Here is a 16,905-nt window from a genome sequence, read left to right as displayed (position 1 = left end):
CCTTCTTCAGTTCCGGTCCGAACAGTGCACGACCGGGCGGATGCTCCGCCGTATTCCGAGCATCGCGCGCGCATCCATGGTGAGGATGTTGCGTGAGTTCGGCATCGGCTCTCCTGAGATCCGTTGGTTCAAGGCCTTCAGAATAGCCGACGGCCGCTGAACACCTGGCGAACGACGCGTTGCGCGTCAGCGCCACCTCGCCCGGCTCAGTATCGGACGAAGTAGTGGTTGGTCGTGTAGATCGCCCGCGCCTGGACGGTCTTGCCCGCGTACGGGGCGTCGATCATCTGGCCGTTGCCGAGGTAGATGCCGATGTGGCTGCCGCCGTCGAGCACGACGAGGTCGCCGGGCTGCGCCGCCGACGCGGCGATCCGGGTGCCGCCGTAGGCCTGCGAGACCGAGCCGTGCGGCAGCGAGATGCCGACCTGCGCGTAGACGTACATCGTGAAGCCGGAGCAGTCGAAGCCGGCAGGCGTCGCGCCGCCGTAGACGTAGGGCACGCCCTGGTACTGCATCGCAATCGAGACGATGGCGCCCAGGTCGGCGCTGGCCGCACCCGGGTTGCTGACGCCGACCGAGGCGGCGGCCGCGGCGGCGGCAGCGGCCTCTGCGGCACGGATCTCGGCGAGTTCGGACTCGGTGGTCGCCGAGATCTCGGAGCGCTCGACGGGGAGTTCGGTCACCGCGCTGTCGACGCGGAACGACTGCACGGCGGCGGCGACGGTCTCGGCGGTGGCCGCGTCGACCTCCGCCTCCTGGTCAGCGGGCAGGGCGGCGTAGGCGGGAAGGGCGAGCGTGCCGAACAGACCAGGCATGATCAGGGATACGGCAGCGAGACGAAGAGGTAGAGCCACGGGAGATCTCCGGCGCCTCGACCGCTGCTGAGGGCGGTTCCATCCTGAACTGGATCAGGTGCGCGAGCTCAGAGATGGGGTTGAGGCGTCTGGCTCACGGTGCATCACCGAGGGGGAGGTGGCGATGCGACTCCGCGACACTACGTCCGGGTCACCTGAGATCACGACTCGATAACGGCCGATCCGGGCTATTCCCAGCAACACCCAGCCGACTCACATGTCAGCTGGCGATGTAGATATGCAGCGCGACCTCGCGCGGCAGCTCAAGCCCTTCGCCCACCGCGGGAGCCTCGATCGCGATGTACGAGTCGGCGCGCGTGAGCGTCACCGCCGCCCCCGGAACGATGCCCGCGGCGTGCAGCTGCGCCAGCAGTTCGGGCTCGAACTGCACCGGCTCGCCGAGCCGTCGGATGACGCCCGAGACCGCGGCGTCGGTGTCGGCGACCGCCTCCACAATGCTCGTGACCCCTTCGAGGAAGCGTCCGGCCGGGGTGTCGCCCAGCTCGTCGAGGGCCGGAATCGGGTTGCCGTACGGCGACTCCGTGGGGTGGTCGAGGATCTCGAGCAGGCGACGCTCGACCTGCTCGCTCATCACGTGCTCCCAGCGGCACGCCTCGTCGTGCACGTACGCCCAGTCCAGGCCGATCACGTCGGCGAGCAGGCGCTCCGCGAGACGATGCTTGCGCATCACGTGCAGCGCGCGGGTGCGACCGGTCGGGGTCAGCTCGAGGTGACGATCGCCTTCGACGCGCACCAGACCGTCGCGCTCCATGCGCGCGATCGTCTGCGACACGGTCGGGCCGGAGTGCCCGAGACGCTCCGAGATGCGGGCCCGCAGCGGCACGATCGCCTCTTCTTCGAGGTCGAGGATGGTCCGCAGATACATCTCCGTCGTGTCGACAAGATCTGTCACGGCGTCCTCCTGAATTTCGCGCGGGCGTCGCAGGCCAGCCTAGCCTCACCTCACCCCGCTCTCCGGCGCTCGCGCGCACCGGCACGTCGCGCATCCGGCCGCGGGCCATAGACTCGGGGCATGCCTGGCACGACGATTCCCGCCGAACTTCTGCCCGCCGACGGGCGGTTCGGCTGCGGCCCCTCGAAGGTGCGCCCCGAACAGCTCGCCCACCTCGCCGCGAACGCCGAGATCCTCGGCACCTCGCACCGGCAGGCCCCCGTCAAGGACCTCGTCGGACGCGTCCGCACCGGCGTCGCCGACCTGTTCCGCCTGCCCGAGGGCTACGAGGTTCTGCTCGGCAACGGCGGCTCGACTGCCTTCTGGGACGCCGCCGTGTTCTCGCTCATCACCCAGCGCAGCGAGCACCTCAGCTTCGGCGAGTTCGGCGCCAAGTTCGCGGCCGCCTCGAAGGCTGCCCCGTTCCTCGACGCACCCCACGTGCTGACCGCCGCGGGCGGCTCGCGCAGCGAGCTCGAGATCGTCAACGGCGTCGACGTCTACGCCTGGCCGCACAACGAGACCTCGACCGGCGTGATGGCTCCGGTCCGTCGCGCCGCGGGCGACGCGGGCGCGCTCACCGTCATCGACGCGACGAGCGCCGCGGGCGGCGTCGACGTCGACCTGAGCGAGACGGATGTCTACTACTTCGCCCCGCAGAAGAACTTCGCCAGCGACGGCGGCCTGTGGTTCGCCGTGGTCTCCCCCGCCGCGATCGAGCGGATCGAGACGATTGCCGCCTCCGAGCGCTGGATCCCCGAGTTCCTGAGCCTCAAGAACGCGGTCGACAACTCGCGCCTCAACCAGACCCTCAACACGCCCGCGCTGTCGACGCTGCTGATGATGGAGTCGCAGCTCGACTGGATGAACGCCAGCGGCGGCATCGCCTGGGCGGACGCCCGCACGCGCGAATCCTCGGGCGTGCTCTACGACTGGGCCGCGGCGTCGAGCGTCGCCACCCCGTTCGTCGAGAACCCCGACCACCGTTCGCAGGTGGTCGTCACGATCGACTTCGACGACGCGATCGACGCCGCCGCCATCGCGAAGATGCTCCGCGCGAACGGCATCGTCGACACCGAGCCGTACCGCAAGCTCGGACGCAACCAGCTGCGCATCGCCACCTTCACCGCGATCGACCCCGACGATGTGCGCACCCTGACGCGCGCGATCGACTGGGTGATCGACAACGTCAACGTCGCGGCCAAGTAGGAGCACCCGATGCGGCTGTGGATCCCCAAGGACGAGCGTCGTCCGACGCCGCCGCCCGTGGAGACCGACGACCGCACGCCGATCCTCGTCGGCCTAGGCCTCTGGCTTCTGGCCACCCTGGGGCTTCTGACCGCGCTTCCGGCGCTGACGGCGAGCGGGAACGGCGACTGGCTCTGGATCGGCATCTGCGGACTCGGCATCGGCCTGGTCCTGCTGGCCTACACCCTCATCCGCCGCCGCTGAGTCGTCGTCGGGCTCGAAGTCGATGAGCTCGCGGAGGTCGACGCCCGGCTTGTCGAGTTCGTCGACATCGTCGAGGTCGTCGTCGTCCGCGTCGTCGGCGTCGTCATCGGACGCGCTCTCGGCATTCGCCTCCGCCGCGGCAGCCTGCGCCGCGCGGTACTCCTCGAGGCGCTCCGACCACGGAACCCAGTCGGGAGCCAGCAAGGCGCCCTCGCTCGGCAGCAGCTCGGCCTCGAGCACGCTCGGCGCCTCGCCGGGCAGCTCGGCGACCGCGACCGTCCAGCGCCAGCCCGGGTAGCCCAGCTGCGTGGTCGCGAAGCTCAGGGTCGACAGTCCGTCGTCGGTCGTCTGCTCCTCGAGCAGCTCTCCGACGTCTCCGGCCGCGGTGAACTCGGCGAGCGCCGCGCGCGCGGCCGCCTCGCGGGCAGAACTCCGCGCGTCAGGCATCCAGGTCGTCCGCGACCTTGCGTAGCACGGCGGCGATCTTCGCGCCGTGGCTGCGGTCGGGGTAACGACCCCGGCGCAGGCCCGCGCCGATCCCGTCGAGGAGCTTCACCAGATCCTCCACCACGATCGCCATGTCGTCGGCGGAGCGGCGCGACATCTTGGAGAGACTCGGAGCGGCTTCGAGCACGCGAACCGACAGCGCCTGCGCGCCGCGCTTGCCGTCGGCGATGCCGAACTCGAGGCGCGAGCCGGCCTTGACCGTCACTCCCGCGGGGAGTGCGGAGGCGTGCAGGAAGACTTCCTGCCCGTCGTCGGAGGAGATGAAGCCGAAGCCCTTCTCCTCGTCGTAGAACTTGACCTTGCCGGTAGGCATCGCAGGCCTCTCTCGATGTCGCGCGTGGGTGGTGGTGCGGACGCGGCCCCTATTCTGGTCAGGTGACCGACGAAACCCGCGTACCCCTCAATCGTATCGAACGTATTCTCGCAACGATGATCGCGACGGTCGGCGGACTCTCGGTGATCGCCATCGTGAGCGTGTTCCTCGGCCGCTCGGCCGGCGCCGATCTGAGCTCCGGCGTGTGGCCCGCGGTCGCCCTGCTGCCCTCGATCGGTCTGCCGATCGCGTTCCTGCTGATCGTCGCCTTCCTCATCGCGAGCGTGGTGCGTCAACGTCGTCTCGCGCAGGATGGCGCCGAGTAGCGGATCGGCGCTCGCGCTCGCTGCCACGCTGCGGGCGCTCGACGACGACGCCCTCGAACGGCTGATCCGTGAGCGCCAGATCCGGCGCCAGGGCATCCGCGACTACTTCGACCTCGCCGAGGCGCTGCTGGACCGCACCTCCATCCAGTCCGCCCTCTCGCGGCTGGACCGCCCCACCCTCGCGCTGCTCGCCGCGGCGGGCGAGCTCGCCGGCAGCACGGGCGCCCCGACCCTGAAGCAGCTGCGCGCCGTGCTCGACACCACGGCGCCCGAGACGGAGCAGCGCGTGGCGCGCGCCTTCGCGGCGGGGCTGCTCGGCCGCGAGTCCGGTCGCGTCGTGCCGTGGGATGCGGTCGTGGAGCAGCTGCGCGCATGGCCGTCCTTCGGGCTGCCGAGCGGAACGGAGCTGCGGAGCGCACCCGCCCCCGCCGCCCTCGAACCGGTGAGCGACGCGGATGCGCGCTTCATCGACCGCGGGGCGGCCGAGCGCGCCTACGGCACCGTCGGGATCATCTTCGAGCTCGTGCAGGACCTGCGCGACGAGCCGGCGCGGCGCGTGAGCCGCGGTGGCCTCGCCCTTCCGGATGCGCGGCGTCTCGCCGCGGCGGCCGCGGTCGAGGTCGATGAGCTCGACGTGATGCTCGACCTGGCCGAGCGCGCCGGACTCGTCATCGCGGCCCCGCGCGCCTGGACGGTCGCGGACGAGGCCGCCGCCTGGCTGGAGTCGCCGCGCCTGGATCGCTGGCGCATCCTCGCCGCGGCGTGGCGCGCCCGGCTGCCCGAGGAGCTGCGGGAGCTGCTGCACCAGCGCGCCCACGCGATCTGGGGCGACGGCCTGCTCGACTACCTCGACTGGCGCTACCCGGCCGGGCGGGACTGGGTGCGCGAGCGGGTCGCGATCGTGCTCGCCGGGGCCGAGAAGCTCGGCATCATCGGCTCGCAGCGCCCGAGCACGGCCGGCTCCGCGCTGCTCGGCGACGGCGCGGAGGCCGCGGCCGCGGTGCTCGCCGCCCACTTCCCCGCCGAGGTCGACAAGGTGTACCTGCAGCACGACCTCTCGATCGTCGCGCCGGGCCCGCTGGTTCCCGAACTCGATCGGCGCCTGCGCCTCGTGGCCGACATCGACGCCCGCGGGCTCGCCTCCAGCTACCGCGTCACCGCGGCCAGCGTCACCCGCGCCCTCATCGCGGGCGAGACCGACGACAGCCTGCTCGAGTTTCTCGCCGGCATCTCGCTCACCGGGGTGCCGCAGCCGCTCGAGTACCTGGTGCGCGACACGGCCAGCCACTTCGGCACCCTGCGGGTCGGACCGGCGGATGTCGCCGAGGTGCGGTCGGTGATCCGCTCCACCGATCGCGCGCGCACCCACCAGCTGCTCGTCGACCCGAACCTGTCGCCGCTGGCGCTGCGCGAGCTCGACGACGGGCGCCTCGCCTCCCGCTTCACCCCCGACATCGTCTACTGGAGCCTGCACGACGCGCGCTACCCGGTCGTCGCCGAGGACGCCGCCGGGCGGATCGTCACGCTGCGCCGCGCGCGCGTCGTCGGCGAGAGCGAGCCGGTCAGCGACGACACCGCCGCGATCGTCGTCGCCCGCCTGCGCGACTCCACCGGCTCGGTCGCCGAGAGCGGCGACGAGGGCTGGATCTCGCGCCAGCTCGAGCTCGCCGCCAAGAACAAGGTCGCCGTCGCCGTGCGCGTGCAGATGCCCGACGGCACCGAGCAGGAGTTCGTGCTCGAGCCGGCCGCGGTGGCGGGCGGACGCGTGCGCGCCCGCGACCGCAAGTCCGACTTGGAGCGCACGCTGCCGCTGGCCTCCATCACGGCGGTCGAACCGGCGGGCGACTAAACTCGATCGGATGACCGGACCCCTGATCGTGCAGAGCGATCGCACGGTGCTTCTCGAAGTCGCGCACCCGCAAGCCGAGGAGGCACGGCACGAGCTCGCCGTGTTCGCCGAGCTGGAGCGGGCGCCCGAGCACATGCACAGCTACCGCATCACGCGGTTGGGGCTGTGGAACGCGCGCGCCGCCGGTCACGAGGCCGCGCAGATGCTCGAAACGCTGGAGCGCTACGCCAAGTTCCCGGTTCCGCAGTCGGTCGCGATCGACATCGAAGAGACGGTGGGGCGCTACGGGCGGCTCATCATCGACCGCGAGAAGAACGACGACGGCACGCTCGGCGAGCTCATCATCACCACCACCGATCCGGCGGTGCTTCACGAGATCACCCGCAGCGGCAAGGTGGCGCCGCTGCTCGGCATCCGTCGCACCTCCACCGAGTGGACGCTGCAGCCGTGGGCCCGCGGGCAGATCAAGCAGGAGCTGCTGAAGCTCGGCTGGCCCGCCGAAGACCACGCCGGCTACACCCCCGGCACCCCGCACGAGATCGACCTGGTCGAGGACGGCTGGGCGCTGCGCCCCTACCAGCAGCAGGCGGTGTCGAACTTCTTCGACGGCGGCTCGGGGGTCGTGGTGCTGCCGTGCGGCGCGGGCAAGACCCTTGTCGGCGCGGGCGCGATGGCCGAGGCCGACACGACGACGCTGATCCTGGTGACCAACACCGTGAGCGCCCGGCAGTGGAAGGCCGAGCTGATCAAGCGCACCAGCCTCACCGAGGACGAGATCGGCGAGTACTCCGGGCAGGTCAAGGAGATCAAGCCGGTCACGATCGCGACCTACCAGATCCTCACGGCGCGCCGGAAGGGCGAGTACGCGCACCTGGCGCTGCTGGATGCCCTCGACTGGGGCCTCATCGTCTACGACGAGGTGCACCTGCTGCCCGCCCCCGTCTTCAAGCTCACCGCCGAGCTGCAGGCGCGCCGCCGACTCGGCCTCACCGCGACGCTGGTGCGCGAGGACGGCCGCGAGTCGGACGTGTTCTCGCTCATCGGCCCCAAGCGCTTCGACGCCCCGTGGAAGGAGATCGAGGCGCAGGGCTTCATCTCCCCCGCCTCCTGCTTCGAGGTGCGCATCGACCTGCCGCCGACCGAGCGGCTCGAGTACGCGGCGAGCGCCGACGACGAGCGCTACCGGATGGCGGCCACCGCCCCCGCGAAGCTGCGCGTCGTGCGCGACCTGGTCGCCAAGCACGCGGGCGAGCGGATCCTCGTGATCGGGCAGTACCTCGACCAGATCGACGAGCTCGCGGAGGGCCTGAACGCGCCGCAGCTGACCGGCAGCACGCCCGTCGCGGAGCGCGAACGGCTCTATCAGGAGTTCCGCGACGGCACGACGAAGGTGCTCGTCGTCTCGAAGGTGGCCAACTTCTCGGTCGACCTGCCGGAGGCGACGGTCGCGATCCAGGTCTCCGGATCGTTCGGCTCCCGCCAGGAGGAGGCCCAGCGCCTCGGCCAGCTGCTGCGCCCGAAGGAGAGCGGCCTGCCGGCCAACTTCTACACGCTCGTCGCGCGCGACACCGTCGACCAGGACTTCGCCCAGAACCGTCAGCGGTTCCTCGCCGAGCAGGGCTACAGCTACACGATCCTCGACGCCGACGGCCTCGCCGCCGCCTGAGGATTCTTCTCGATCCGCGCGCCCGGCGGTTATCGTGGACGGCATGAGCCTCACGACGGCCGCACCGGGCACGCGGCGCGCCGACGCCGCCGAGCGCGTTCGTCGCGCCTGCGCCGCCGCGACATCGACACGGGAACTGCTGGAGACCGTGGGCGACATCGCGCGCGCCGAACTCGGCGCCGACGGCTCGTTCCTGTGCACGACCGATCCGGTGACGGCGCTGCCCAACGCCGAGGCGGTCGTGGTCGGCCTGCCCGACGACATGCGCTACCCCTGGATGCGCAACGAGTTCATCGACGACGATCTGAACAAGTTCGGCGATCTGCACGCACGCCGCGTGCCCGCCGCGACGCTGCACCGGGCCATGCGCGAGAGCGGACGCGACAGCATTCGCGACCGCGACATCAACCGGGCGTTCGGCTTCGGCGCCGAGATGCGCGCCGTCTTCTCGCGCGGACAGGCCTGCTGGGGCGTCGCGAACCTCGTCCGCCCGAGCGGCGCCCCCGATTTCGACGATGCCGACCTCGACTGGCTCGCCGGGATCACCGAGTCGATCGTCGACGGACTGCAGCGGATCGTGCTCGACCACCCGACCTTCGGGCCCGAGAGCGCGGTGCCGGGTTTCGTCATGCTCGACCCCGACGGCCTGGTCATCTCGCTCTCCGAGAGCGCCCGGCCGCTACTCTCCGACCTGTGGGAGGTCCCGCTGGAGGGCGGACTCGACACGACCCTGCCGTGCCAGGCCTACACCGTGGGGTGGGTCTCGACGGCGCGAGCGCTCGGGATCCCCACCGCGCATGACGCTCTCACGCGAGTGCAGGGCGGGTCGGGGCATTGGATGACGCTGCGCGGAACGCACGCGGTGACGGAGCAGGGCGACCTGGCCCACATCGTCGTCACGATCGAACCGGCCCGCCCCGACGACATCATGACGATGATCGCGGTCGCCTACGATCTGACCCAGCGCGAGCAGGAGGTATTCGCCGAGCTTCGCGCAGGCGGCTCGATCGAGGAGACCGCGGCGCGCATGTTCATCTCGCCGCACACCCTCCGCACGCACGTGCGCTCGCTGTTCGCCAAGACCGGCTGCTCGTCGCGCGGCGAGCTCTTGAGCCGGCTGTTCGTCCACCGCACCGGCGCCTGAGCCGCGCGCGGCTGCCCTCACCCGGTCGGGCTCGGCTCCCGCGCGACATGGCTGCGCGCGTGCGCGATGGCCGCGTCGAGATCATCGAAGAGGTGGTTCTCGTGCCGAAGTGCGCGCAGCACCCCGACGCGGGTGGCGAGCTTCAGGTGCTCCGGCTGGATGCCCTTCACGAGCACCGTGATCCCTCGACGCTCGAGCGTCGACATCAGCTCCGACACCACGCGGGCGCCGGTCGCATCCAGCATCTCGAGCTGCGACATCCGCAGGATCACGACGGTGACCCCGTCGATCGATCCCGTCTTCTCCAGCAGCTGCTCGGCCCCGGCGAAGAACAGCGCCCCGTCGAGGCGCAGCAGCGCGATGCGGTCATCCCCGGGCTGCGGGTCCCCGGGCAGCGGCTCACGGGTGACGGCACCCGAGCGCGAGAGCGTCCACAGAGCGAAGATCGCGGCGGCGGCGATCCCGATCCCGACGGCGATGATCAGATCGAAGGCGACGGTCACGATCGCGGTGAGCACGAAGACGACCGCGCTCGACCTCGACGAGCCGAGCACGGCGCTCACGGTGGAGGTCGAGACCATGCGCACCGCCGTGACCATGAGCACTCCGGCGAGCGCGGCGAGCGGAATCTCGGAGACCCAGCCGGCGGCGAGGTAGACCACGGCGAGCAGCACGAGCGCGTGCGTGACCGCCGCGAGTCGACTGCGCCCGCCCGCGCGCACGTTGACGGCCGTTCGCGCGATGGCGCCGGTGGCCGGCATGCCGCCGAAGAATCCGGAGGCGATCGAGGCGAGCCCCTGTCCGACGAGTTCGCGATCCGCGTCGTAGGCGCCGGTGTCGGCGAGCGAGGCCGCCACACGCGCCGAGAGCAGCGACTCGATCGCGGCAAGGGCGGCGATCGCGAACGCCGGCCCCGCGAGGGCGGCGAGCAGCTCCGGTGTCATGGTGGGGATCGCGGGTGCGGGGAGGCCCTCGGGCAGCGCGCCGATGCTCTCCAGCGGCAGCGAGGCGACGCTGGCGACGATCGTCACGAGCAGGATCGCGATGATCGAGCCCGGAATCGCGGCGTGGATCTTCGGCGCGATCACCATCACCAGGGCGACCGCCGCGACCGCGGCGAGCGCCCATGCCAGATGCTCCGCCTCCACGTTCTGCACCGCCTCGACCGCCGTGAGGAAGGCGCTCGAACTGGCGCCCGACGCCACGCCGAGCGCCGACGGCACCTGCTGCAGGAAGATGATCACCGCGATGCCGAAGGTGAAGCCCTCGATCACCGGCCACGGGATGATCGTGACCAGTCGCCCCCACCGCACGGCGCCGACGACGACGACGATGACGCCAGCCATCAGCGAGAGCAGCGGCACGACGCCCGCGCCGTAGCTGACGACGATCGGCCCCAGCACCACGACCATCGCGCCGGTCGGGCCGGACACCTGCACGTTCGATCCGCCGAAGATGCCCGCGACGATGCCCGCCACGATGGCGGTGACGAGCCCCGCGGCGGCCCCGACGCCGGAGCTCACCCCGAAGGCGAGCGCGAGCGGAAGGGCGACGATCCCGACGGTGATCCCCGCGACCACGTCGCCGCGCCAGGTGCGCCCGAGTCGGGCGCAATCGCGGCGTGAGGGCAGCAGCGTGAGCGGCGAGCGGCGCGGCCCGGTCATGGGCGCGTCGCGTCTGCGGCGGGGAGGGCCGGCAGTCCGTCGGCCTCGGCGAGTTCGGTGCGCGCGGCATCCAGCACCTCGGTGAGCAGCGCGCGCGCGACGGCAAGCAGGTCGGCGACTTCGGCGAAGGCGAGCCGGTAGTAGACCTGGCTGGCGCGCCGTTCGGAGGCGACCAGACGGTGGCGCTTCAGCACCGCGAGGTGCTGCGAGAGGTGCGAGGCTTCCAGCCCGGTCTCGCTCAGCAGCTGCGCGACCGGCACGTCGTCGCCGTGGGCGAGCACTTCGAGGATGCGCACGCGCACCGGATGCGCGAGCCCCTTGAACAGGCCCGCCTTCACCTCGTAGAGCGGCCGCTGCGAGCGCGAGGACCACAGCGCCTCCCCCTCGGCGACGCGAGTTGATGAATTCATCAAGCCATCATATCGCGGAGGAAGGACGGCGGCCGGGGGCGGTCTCCCGCGGTACACCCCGTACCCGGCCGAACCCCCGGCCGCCGTCGCGGGCCGTGCGCCGAGATCTCGGTGCGCTGCCCGTCGGCGCGACTAGTGCCGCGCCGAGATGGTGCGCGCCCGCGCGCGGGTTACCAGCGCCGCGCCGAGCAGCAGCAGCGCCGTGGCCGTCACGAGCCAGCCGGCCGGATCCGCCCCCGTCGCCCCCAGCTCGGCCGCCGCCTCCGTGCCCGCCGCCGTCGCGTCCTCCGCGGCGACCTCGACAGTGACGTCCGCGGCCAGCGGGCCGCCCGTCCACTGCGCCGTGATGACGTGCGGGGACGCGGTCGGGAACTCGATCGTCGACCCGGTCACGACGTCGCTCGCGACGTCGCTGGTGAGCACGACGTCGGAGGTGATGTCGAACTGGTTGCCCGAGAAGTCGGCCGCCGTGATCGTGAAGGTCAGCGATTCGCCGACGTCGACGTGCAGCGTGCCGCCGGGCGCGACGGTCTGGCCGCCCGCCTGAATGGCGACGATCGTCGACGGGTCCCCGTGCTCCAGTTCGATCGCCGTGGCCCAGGTCCCACTCGGGGCGCCCGGTGTCGAGACGGTGAGCGTGAACGAGTACGTGCCCGGCGCGCCGAGCGGCTCGCCGCTGATCTCACCCGTGCTCGGGTCGACCGTGAGACCGGTCGGCAGCGCCCCGGCGGTCAGCGCGACCGTGAACGGACCCGATCCGCCGAGAGTCGGGGTGTACGAGTAGAGAATGTCGACATTGGCCGTCGGCGGCGTGCCGCCGATCGTCGGGACCGTGACGACATCGATCGTGTAGCTCTCCACCGCATCCGAGCCGACGCCGTTGCTGGCGGTCACCTCGAAGGTCGAGGATCCGGCCGCCGTCGGCGTGCCGCTCAGAACGTTGCCGACCAGGGCGAGCCCCGACGGCAGCGCGCCCGAGGTCACGGCGTAGGTCATCGTGCCGCCGCCCGTCGCGACGAAGGTGTGGCTGTAGGCGAACCCGACCACCCCGTCCGCCGGATCCGCCGAGACGATCGCCGGGGCGACCGGCGCCGGGGCGACCACGATCGTGTACGACTCGACGTCGTCGGCGCCGACACCATTGCTGGCGGTGATCTCGAAGGTCGACGAGCCCACCGCGGTCGGCGTTCCCGAGATCACGCCCGTGCTGGCGCCGAGCGACAGACCTGCGGGCAGCGCGCCGGAGCTCACCGTGAAGCTCGGGTCCGGCACGCCGGTCGCGGTCACCGTGTGGCTGTAGGCGACGCCGACCGTGCCGTCGGCGGGCGCCAACGAGGTGATCGCGGGCGGCGCGGGAGTCGGCTCGACCTCGATCGAGACCGCGAGCGAGTCAGACCCCGCCGAGTTCGTGGCGGTGAGGGTGAAGGCCGCGGTCTCGACCGTCGTCGGGGTGCCCGAGAGGAGCCCGCTGCCCGCGTTGAGGACGAGGCCCGCCGGAAGCGTGCCGGCGGTCACCGCGAAGGTGATCGGAGCGGTGCCGGTGGTCGTCACCGTCTCCGAGAAGGCCACCCCGACGGTCAGCTCAAGCGGCGGCGTCCAGGTGATACTCGGAACGGCGGCGACCGAGATCGAGTAGGAGGCGGTGTCGTTCGGCAGGGTGCCGTTGGAGACCGTCACATCGAAGTTCGACGTGCCCGCCGCGGTCGGGGTGCCGCTGATCTCGCCGGTGGCCGTGTTCAGCGAGAGCCCGGCCGGCAGGCTTCCGCTCGAGACGGCGAAGGTCGGGGCCGGAGCTCCGGTCGCCGTGATCGAGTGGCTGTACACCTGCCCGACCACACCCGCCGCTGGGGCGCCCGACGTGATCGCCGGGGCCACCGGTGCGGGCGTATCGCTCAGGTAGTAGTAGGTGCCCATCAGCACGCTGGCGCTGTTGCCCGCTTCGTCGACGAGATCCACCGTCAGCGTGAACTGGTCGCCCTCGACAAGACTCAGCAGGACCGCGAGCGTCGCGCCGCTCAGCACGATGTGGGCCTCCCCGGCGCCGTCAGGCACGGCGCTGTAGGCGATCGTGGTGGCGGGCGAGGCAACCGAGCCGAACCGGTACGACGTCGTGACGTCGGCGGGCGAACTCACGTTGTCGCCGACGGTCACGGTGTAGTCGGTGGAGTAGCTCGGGATCTCGGTGCCATCGGCGGGTGAGACCAGCGTCGCGGTCGGGTCGGTCGTGTCGACCGGAATCGCGTCACCCGTGATCACGACATTGTCGACGCGAATGTCGCTGCCCCCGGCTGCGAGCGCCGAGAAGCGCACCAGGAGGTCAGGGTTGTCGGCGGCCGCCGCACTCAGCGGCACCGAGGCGCTCTGCCATCCGCCCGTGTTCGCGGTCACGCTCGCCGAACTCGTGAAGGGCGCGCCGCCGGTCGCGCTGTAGCCGAAGCTGAAGAAGTCCGAGCCCGCGTGGCTGGCCACCTGGTAGCTGTACGAGACGACGATCGAGTCATAGCCCGTGGTGTCGACGGTGCGCTGCAAGGTGTCGCCGCTCAGGCTCCCGCCCGCCACCGCGGAGCCGCCGCTCGCGACCCAGGCGCCGACGCCCGAGCTCCATCCGCCCAGATTCAAGGTGAAATTCTCCTGCTGGATCGTCGCCGCGTGCGCGGGCGCGGCGACCACGAGCGGCGCGACAAGCCCCAGCGTCACGGCAACGAGAGCCGCCGACAGTGCGGCGAGACGTCGAGACAGCGGAGCTCGCGACAACGGCGCGGCGAGAGGGGAGCGAGTCGGCACGAAGATACTCCAGGATCGGGAAGCAGAACTCCTTCGACGCTACGAACACCACGCGCGCGACCCCATCGCACGAATGGGGTATTTCTCTCGGCCGCCACGATCTGGAGATCGCGCCACCGGCTCCCAGGCAACGCACAGTCAACGCGCAGATACTGGCCCCATGAGCGACGGACCCAAGATTCTCATCGTCGATGACGAGCCCAACATCCGCGACCTGCTGACCACGAGCCTGCGCTTCGCCGGCTTCGCGGTTCGCGCCGTCGCCAACGGCGCCCAGGCGATCTCGGCGGTCCTCGAAGAGGAGCCGGACCTGATCATCCTCGACGTGATGCTCCCGGACATGAACGGCTTCGGCGTCACCAAGCGCCTCCGCTCCTCCGGCTACACCGCGCCGATCCTCTTCCTCACCGCGAAGGACGATACCGAGGACAAGATCACCGGCCTCACCGTCGGCGGCGACGACTACGTGACCAAGCCGTTCTCGCTCGACGAGATCGTCGCGCGCATCAAGGCGATCCTGCGCCGCACCATGAACGACGAGCAGGACGCCATCATCCGCGCCGGCGAGCTGACCATGGACCAGGACACCCACGAGGTGACGGTCGGCGACGAGCCGATCGAGCTCTCCCCCACCGAGTTCGAGCTGCTGCGCTACCTCATGCTGAACCCGAACCGCGTGCTGTCGAAGGCGCAGATCCTCGACCACGTCTGGGAGTACGACTTCAACGGCGACGCGGGCATCGTCGAGAGCTACATCTCGTACCTGCGTCGCAAGCTCGACCAGTACTCGACCGAGCCGATGATCCAGACCAAGCGCGGATTCGGCTACATGCTCAAGACGGCCTCCAAGGCGTAGCCCGCCTCGGCGTGGGAGGATCGCCTACGTGTCTCCCGTCTCCGCGTCGTTCGACCAGTGGTGGAACGGCGTCTCGCTCCGCGCGAAGATCACCGGCGTCACGGTCCTGCTGCTGACCTTCGGCCTCACCGTCGCGGGCGCCGGCACGATGACGGTGCTGCGCACCTACCTGCTGGAGCGGGTGGATGCGGAACTGCTCACCGAGTACTCCGAACTCGACGCGGTCATCCCGTTCCAGATGATCCAGGACTTCGACGAGGTCGACTCCGGGAACACGCCGTTCTACATCGCCGCGGTCTCCGCCTCCGGCCGCCTCATCGACGACAACCTGTCGACGGCGCAGGCCGAACTCGGCCCCGACGTCTCCCGCCTCACGCTGGAGTACGTGATCGGCGTCGAGGGCGGGCTGACGCTGACCAACGTGGCGAAGACGACCGAGTGGCGCGTAATCACCGCCCCGCTGCGCGTGGGTCGCGCCGCCGAGCAGGCGACGCTCGTGATGGGACTCAACCTCAACGAGACCAACGCGATCATCGCGCGCTACACGCTCATCTACTTCCTGTTCGCCCTTGCCGTCGTCATCTTCGGCGCGGCGACCACGCAGCTACTCGTCACCAGCACGTTCGCCCCGCTGCGTGACGTCGAGGCGACCGCCGCCCGATTCGCCAACGGCGACTTCGCCCAGCGCCTCGGCGGCGCCACCCCCAACACCGAGGTCGGGCGGCTGAACCGCTCCCTCAACACGATGCTCGCGCGCATCGATCGGGCCTTCGCCGAACGGCAGCGCGCCGTCGAGCAGATGCGGCGCTTCGTCGGCGACGCCTCCCACGAGCTGCGCACGCCCCTCGTCTCGCTGCGCGGCTACGCCGAGCTGTACCGGATGGGGGCGATCCAGAAGCCCGAGGACGTCGCCCAGGCGATGGACCGCATCGAGCGCGAGGCGATCCGCATGGGCGGACTCGTGGAGGATCTCCTCGAACTGGCGCGACTCGACGAGGACCGGCCGCCGCAGCTCGCCTCGGTCGACCTGCTGCCGATCGCCAACGACGCGGCCCTCGACGCCGCCGCCTCCAACCCCTCGCGCCAGATCCGCGTGGTGGTGCGACCCGCCGTGTCGGCGGAGCCGTCGGAGGCGCCGGAGACCGCCGCGCCGGCCGCCGAGGAGACGACGACGAAGGCGTCGCGGCGCGGAGGCCGCGGCCGGGGACGCAAAGACGCCAACGGGGAGCCGCCCGCCGCGACCGGCCCGATCGCGATCGCCGGCTCGACCTGGGCCCGCCTGCGCCGCCGTCGCGGACAGCAGGAGCAGGCGACGCCCCCGCCGACGGCGCAGCCGCGTCCGCCCGCACCGGCCCCCGACGCGCCCGGCCCGATCGTGCTCGCCGAGGAGAACAAGATCCGCCAGGTGGTGACCAACCTGCTCGGCAACGCCACCCGGTTCAGCCCCGACGGCAGCCCGATCGAGATCGAGGTCGGCGTCGACCGGGCCGGCGGCTACGGCCAGATCGCGATCATCGACCACGGCGAGGGCATCCCGCCGCAGCTGCGCGAGAAGATCTTCCAGCGGTTCTGGCGGGCCGACACCTCCCGCACGCGCGAGACGGGCGGCAGCGGCCTGGGCCTGGCGATCGTCGCCGGCATCGTCGAGAAGCACCGGGGCCATGTGGAGGTGCGCGAGACGCCGGGCGGCGGCGCCACCTTCCGGGTGAGCCTTCCGCTCGTCCCCAGCGCGCCCCCGGCCGAGAACTCAGCGGCCGACGGCTCCGAGAGCGCAGAGCCCGCCGCGCGCTCCTAGCCTCGCCGCATGACGCGATACCAGGTGGACAGCGAAGCGGTCGTCGCGGCGACCGCGAACGTCCGGGCGGCCATCGCCCGCATCCAAGGCGAGGTCGGCGCCCTCCATGCGCAGCTCGTCGACCTCCAGTCCTCGTGGACGGGCCCGGCCGCGACGGCGTTCCACGGCGTCGTCGGTGAGTGGCGCGCCACCCAGCAGCGGGTCGAAGAGAACCTCGCCGCGCTCAACACGGCGCTCGCCCAGGCGGGCCAGCACTACGCGCAGGTCGAAGAGCAGAATGCGCGCATGTTCCTGCGGTGAGTCCCAGCGAGTGCCGGTCGGCGCTGTGAGAAT

Annotated in this window: 15 protein-coding genes and 1 pseudogene; 9 read left to right on the top strand and 7 right to left on the bottom strand. The window is 71.2% G+C overall.

Going from position 1 to position 16,905, the window contains the following annotated elements:
* Nucleotides 1-206: 206 nt before the first annotated feature.
* Both AC0L6Y_RS01310 and AC0L6Y_RS01305 read right to left on the bottom strand, forming a co-directional pair.
* Nucleotides 207-815 (bottom strand): C40 family peptidase, encoded by a 609-nt coding sequence (locus AC0L6Y_RS01310; RefSeq protein WP_473553901.1) that lies wholly within the window; start codon nt 813-815, stop codon nt 207-209.
* 259 nt (nt 816-1,074) lie between these two features.
* Complete coding sequence (locus AC0L6Y_RS01305; RefSeq protein WP_473553899.1) at nt 1,075-1,767, bottom strand: iron-dependent transcriptional repressor DtxR; 693 nt, start codon at nt 1,765-1,767, stop codon at nt 1,075-1,077.
* 120 nt (nt 1,768-1,887) lie between these two features.
* On the opposite strand from AC0L6Y_RS01305, the gene serC reads away from it, so the two are divergent.
* Both serC and AC0L6Y_RS01295 read left to right on the top strand, forming a co-directional pair.
* Nucleotides 1,888-3,015, top strand: a complete 1,128-nt coding sequence (serC, locus tag AC0L6Y_RS01300; protein ID WP_473553897.1) for a phosphoserine transaminase — start codon at nt 1,888-1,890, stop codon at nt 3,013-3,015.
* Between the two features lie 9 nt (nt 3,016-3,024).
* Complete coding sequence (locus AC0L6Y_RS01295) at nt 3,025-3,258, top strand: DUF2530 domain-containing protein (RefSeq protein ID WP_473553895.1); 234 nt, start codon at nt 3,025-3,027, stop codon at nt 3,256-3,258.
* Between the two features lie 219 nt (nt 3,259-3,477).
* Here AC0L6Y_RS01295 and AC0L6Y_RS01290 read toward each other — a convergent pair.
* Together AC0L6Y_RS01290 and AC0L6Y_RS01285 are read right to left on the bottom strand one after the other, a co-directional pair.
* A pseudogene (locus tag AC0L6Y_RS01290) lies at nt 3,478-3,705 on the bottom strand (DUF3027 domain-containing protein); the annotation flags it as partial.
* The gene (locus AC0L6Y_RS01285; RefSeq protein WP_294180010.1) at nt 3,698-4,078 is read right to left on the bottom strand and encodes a cold-shock protein; all 381 of its coding nucleotides are present in this window, start codon (nt 4,076-4,078) and stop codon (nt 3,698-3,700) included. The pseudogene AC0L6Y_RS01290 and the gene AC0L6Y_RS01285, both read right to left, overlap by 8 nt.
* Nucleotides 4,079-4,194: 116 nt before the next feature.
* Between AC0L6Y_RS01285 and AC0L6Y_RS01280 the strand changes: the two genes are divergently transcribed.
* From AC0L6Y_RS01280 to AC0L6Y_RS01265, 4 genes are read left to right on the top strand one after another with little or no spacing between them, the layout of a single operon-like run.
* Nucleotides 4,195-4,404 carry a hypothetical protein gene (locus AC0L6Y_RS01280; protein WP_473553893.1) on the top strand — a complete coding sequence of 70 codons (210 nt, stop codon included), beginning with the start codon at nt 4,195-4,197 and terminating at the stop codon, nt 4,402-4,404.
* The gene (locus AC0L6Y_RS01275; RefSeq protein ID WP_473553892.1) at nt 4,391-6,253 is read left to right on the top strand and encodes a helicase-associated domain-containing protein; all 1,863 of its coding nucleotides are present in this window, start codon (nt 4,391-4,393) and stop codon (nt 6,251-6,253) included. The genes AC0L6Y_RS01280 and AC0L6Y_RS01275 overlap by 14 nt, the downstream gene beginning before the upstream one ends.
* 10 nt (nt 6,254-6,263) lie before the next feature.
* A complete protein-coding gene (locus AC0L6Y_RS01270) occupies nt 6,264-7,919 on the top strand; it encodes a DNA repair helicase XPB (protein WP_473553890.1) in 1,656 nt (551 codons plus the stop codon).
* A 43-nt stretch (nt 7,920-7,962) separates the two neighbouring features.
* The gene (locus AC0L6Y_RS01265; protein ID WP_473553888.1) at nt 7,963-9,063 is read left to right on the top strand and encodes a response regulator transcription factor; all 1,101 of its coding nucleotides are present in this window, start codon (nt 7,963-7,965) and stop codon (nt 9,061-9,063) included.
* Nucleotides 9,064-9,080: 17 nt separating this feature from the next.
* Here AC0L6Y_RS01265 and AC0L6Y_RS01260 read toward each other — a convergent pair whose 3' ends face one another.
* The 3 genes from AC0L6Y_RS01260 to AC0L6Y_RS01250 form a co-directional block, all read right to left on the bottom strand.
* Nucleotides 9,081-10,727: a SulP family inorganic anion transporter gene (locus AC0L6Y_RS01260; RefSeq protein ID WP_473553886.1), complete on the bottom strand. Its 1,647-nt coding sequence runs from the start codon at nt 10,725-10,727 to the stop codon at nt 9,081-9,083.
* Nucleotides 10,724-11,137: an ArsR/SmtB family transcription factor gene (locus AC0L6Y_RS01255; RefSeq protein ID WP_473553884.1), complete on the bottom strand. Its 414-nt coding sequence runs from the start codon at nt 11,135-11,137 to the stop codon at nt 10,724-10,726. The genes AC0L6Y_RS01260 and AC0L6Y_RS01255 overlap by 4 nt, the downstream gene beginning before the upstream one ends.
* A 132-nt stretch (nt 11,138-11,269) precedes the next feature.
* Complete coding sequence (locus AC0L6Y_RS01250) at nt 11,270-13,921, bottom strand: beta strand repeat-containing protein (protein WP_473553881.1); 2,652 nt, start codon at nt 13,919-13,921, stop codon at nt 11,270-11,272.
* Nucleotides 13,922-14,081: 160 nt separating this feature from the next.
* On the opposite strand from AC0L6Y_RS01250, the gene AC0L6Y_RS01245 reads away from it, so the two are divergent.
* The 3 genes from AC0L6Y_RS01245 to AC0L6Y_RS01235 are packed head-to-tail and all read left to right on the top strand — an operon-like array spanning nt 14,082 to nt 16,872.
* Complete coding sequence (locus tag AC0L6Y_RS01245) at nt 14,082-14,777, top strand: response regulator transcription factor (RefSeq protein WP_473553879.1); 696 nt, start codon at nt 14,082-14,084, stop codon at nt 14,775-14,777.
* Between the two features lie 28 nt (nt 14,778-14,805).
* Nucleotides 14,806-16,572, top strand: a complete 1,767-nt coding sequence (locus AC0L6Y_RS01240; RefSeq protein WP_473553877.1) for a sensor histidine kinase — start codon at nt 14,806-14,808, stop codon at nt 16,570-16,572.
* 9 nt (nt 16,573-16,581) lie between these two features.
* Nucleotides 16,582-16,872, top strand: coding sequence for a WXG100 family type VII secretion target (locus tag AC0L6Y_RS01235; protein WP_473553875.1), 291 nt, complete (start codon nt 16,582-16,584; stop codon nt 16,870-16,872).
* Nucleotides 16,873-16,905: the final 33 nt, after the last annotated feature.

Source organism: Pseudolysinimonas sp. 10J20-29 (genome assembly GCF_055809595.1).
This window is presented reverse-complemented; position numbering and strand designations above follow the sequence as displayed.

Coding starts and splice junctions, on each gene's coding strand:
- AC0L6Y_RS01235 (WP_473553875.1), top strand. CDS start 16,582: ATGACGCGATACCAGGTGGACAGCGAAGCGGTCGTCGCGGCGACCGCG.
- AC0L6Y_RS01310 (WP_473553901.1), bottom strand. CDS start 815: ATGCCTGGTCTGTTCGGCACGCTCGCCCTTCCCGCCTACGCCGCCCTG.
- serC (WP_473553897.1), top strand. CDS start 1,888: ATGCCTGGCACGACGATTCCCGCCGAACTTCTGCCCGCCGACGGGCGG.
- AC0L6Y_RS01295 (WP_473553895.1), top strand. CDS start 3,025: ATGCGGCTGTGGATCCCCAAGGACGAGCGTCGTCCGACGCCGCCGCCC.
- AC0L6Y_RS01280 (WP_473553893.1), top strand. CDS start 4,195: ATGATCGCGACGGTCGGCGGACTCTCGGTGATCGCCATCGTGAGCGTG.
- AC0L6Y_RS01265 (WP_473553888.1), top strand. CDS start 7,963: ATGAGCCTCACGACGGCCGCACCGGGCACGCGGCGCGCCGACGCCGCC.
- AC0L6Y_RS01260 (WP_473553886.1), bottom strand. CDS start 10,727: ATGACCGGGCCGCGCCGCTCGCCGCTCACGCTGCTGCCCTCACGCCGC.
- AC0L6Y_RS01270 (WP_473553890.1), top strand. CDS start 6,264: ATGACCGGACCCCTGATCGTGCAGAGCGATCGCACGGTGCTTCTCGAA.
- AC0L6Y_RS01245 (WP_473553879.1), top strand. CDS start 14,082: ATGAGCGACGGACCCAAGATTCTCATCGTCGATGACGAGCCCAACATC.
- AC0L6Y_RS01255 (WP_473553884.1), bottom strand. CDS start 11,137: ATGAATTCATCAACTCGCGTCGCCGAGGGGGAGGCGCTGTGGTCCTCG.
- AC0L6Y_RS01285 (WP_294180010.1), bottom strand. CDS start 4,078: ATGCCTACCGGCAAGGTCAAGTTCTACGACGAGGAGAAGGGCTTCGGC.
- AC0L6Y_RS01275 (WP_473553892.1), top strand. CDS start 4,391: ATGGCGCCGAGTAGCGGATCGGCGCTCGCGCTCGCTGCCACGCTGCGG.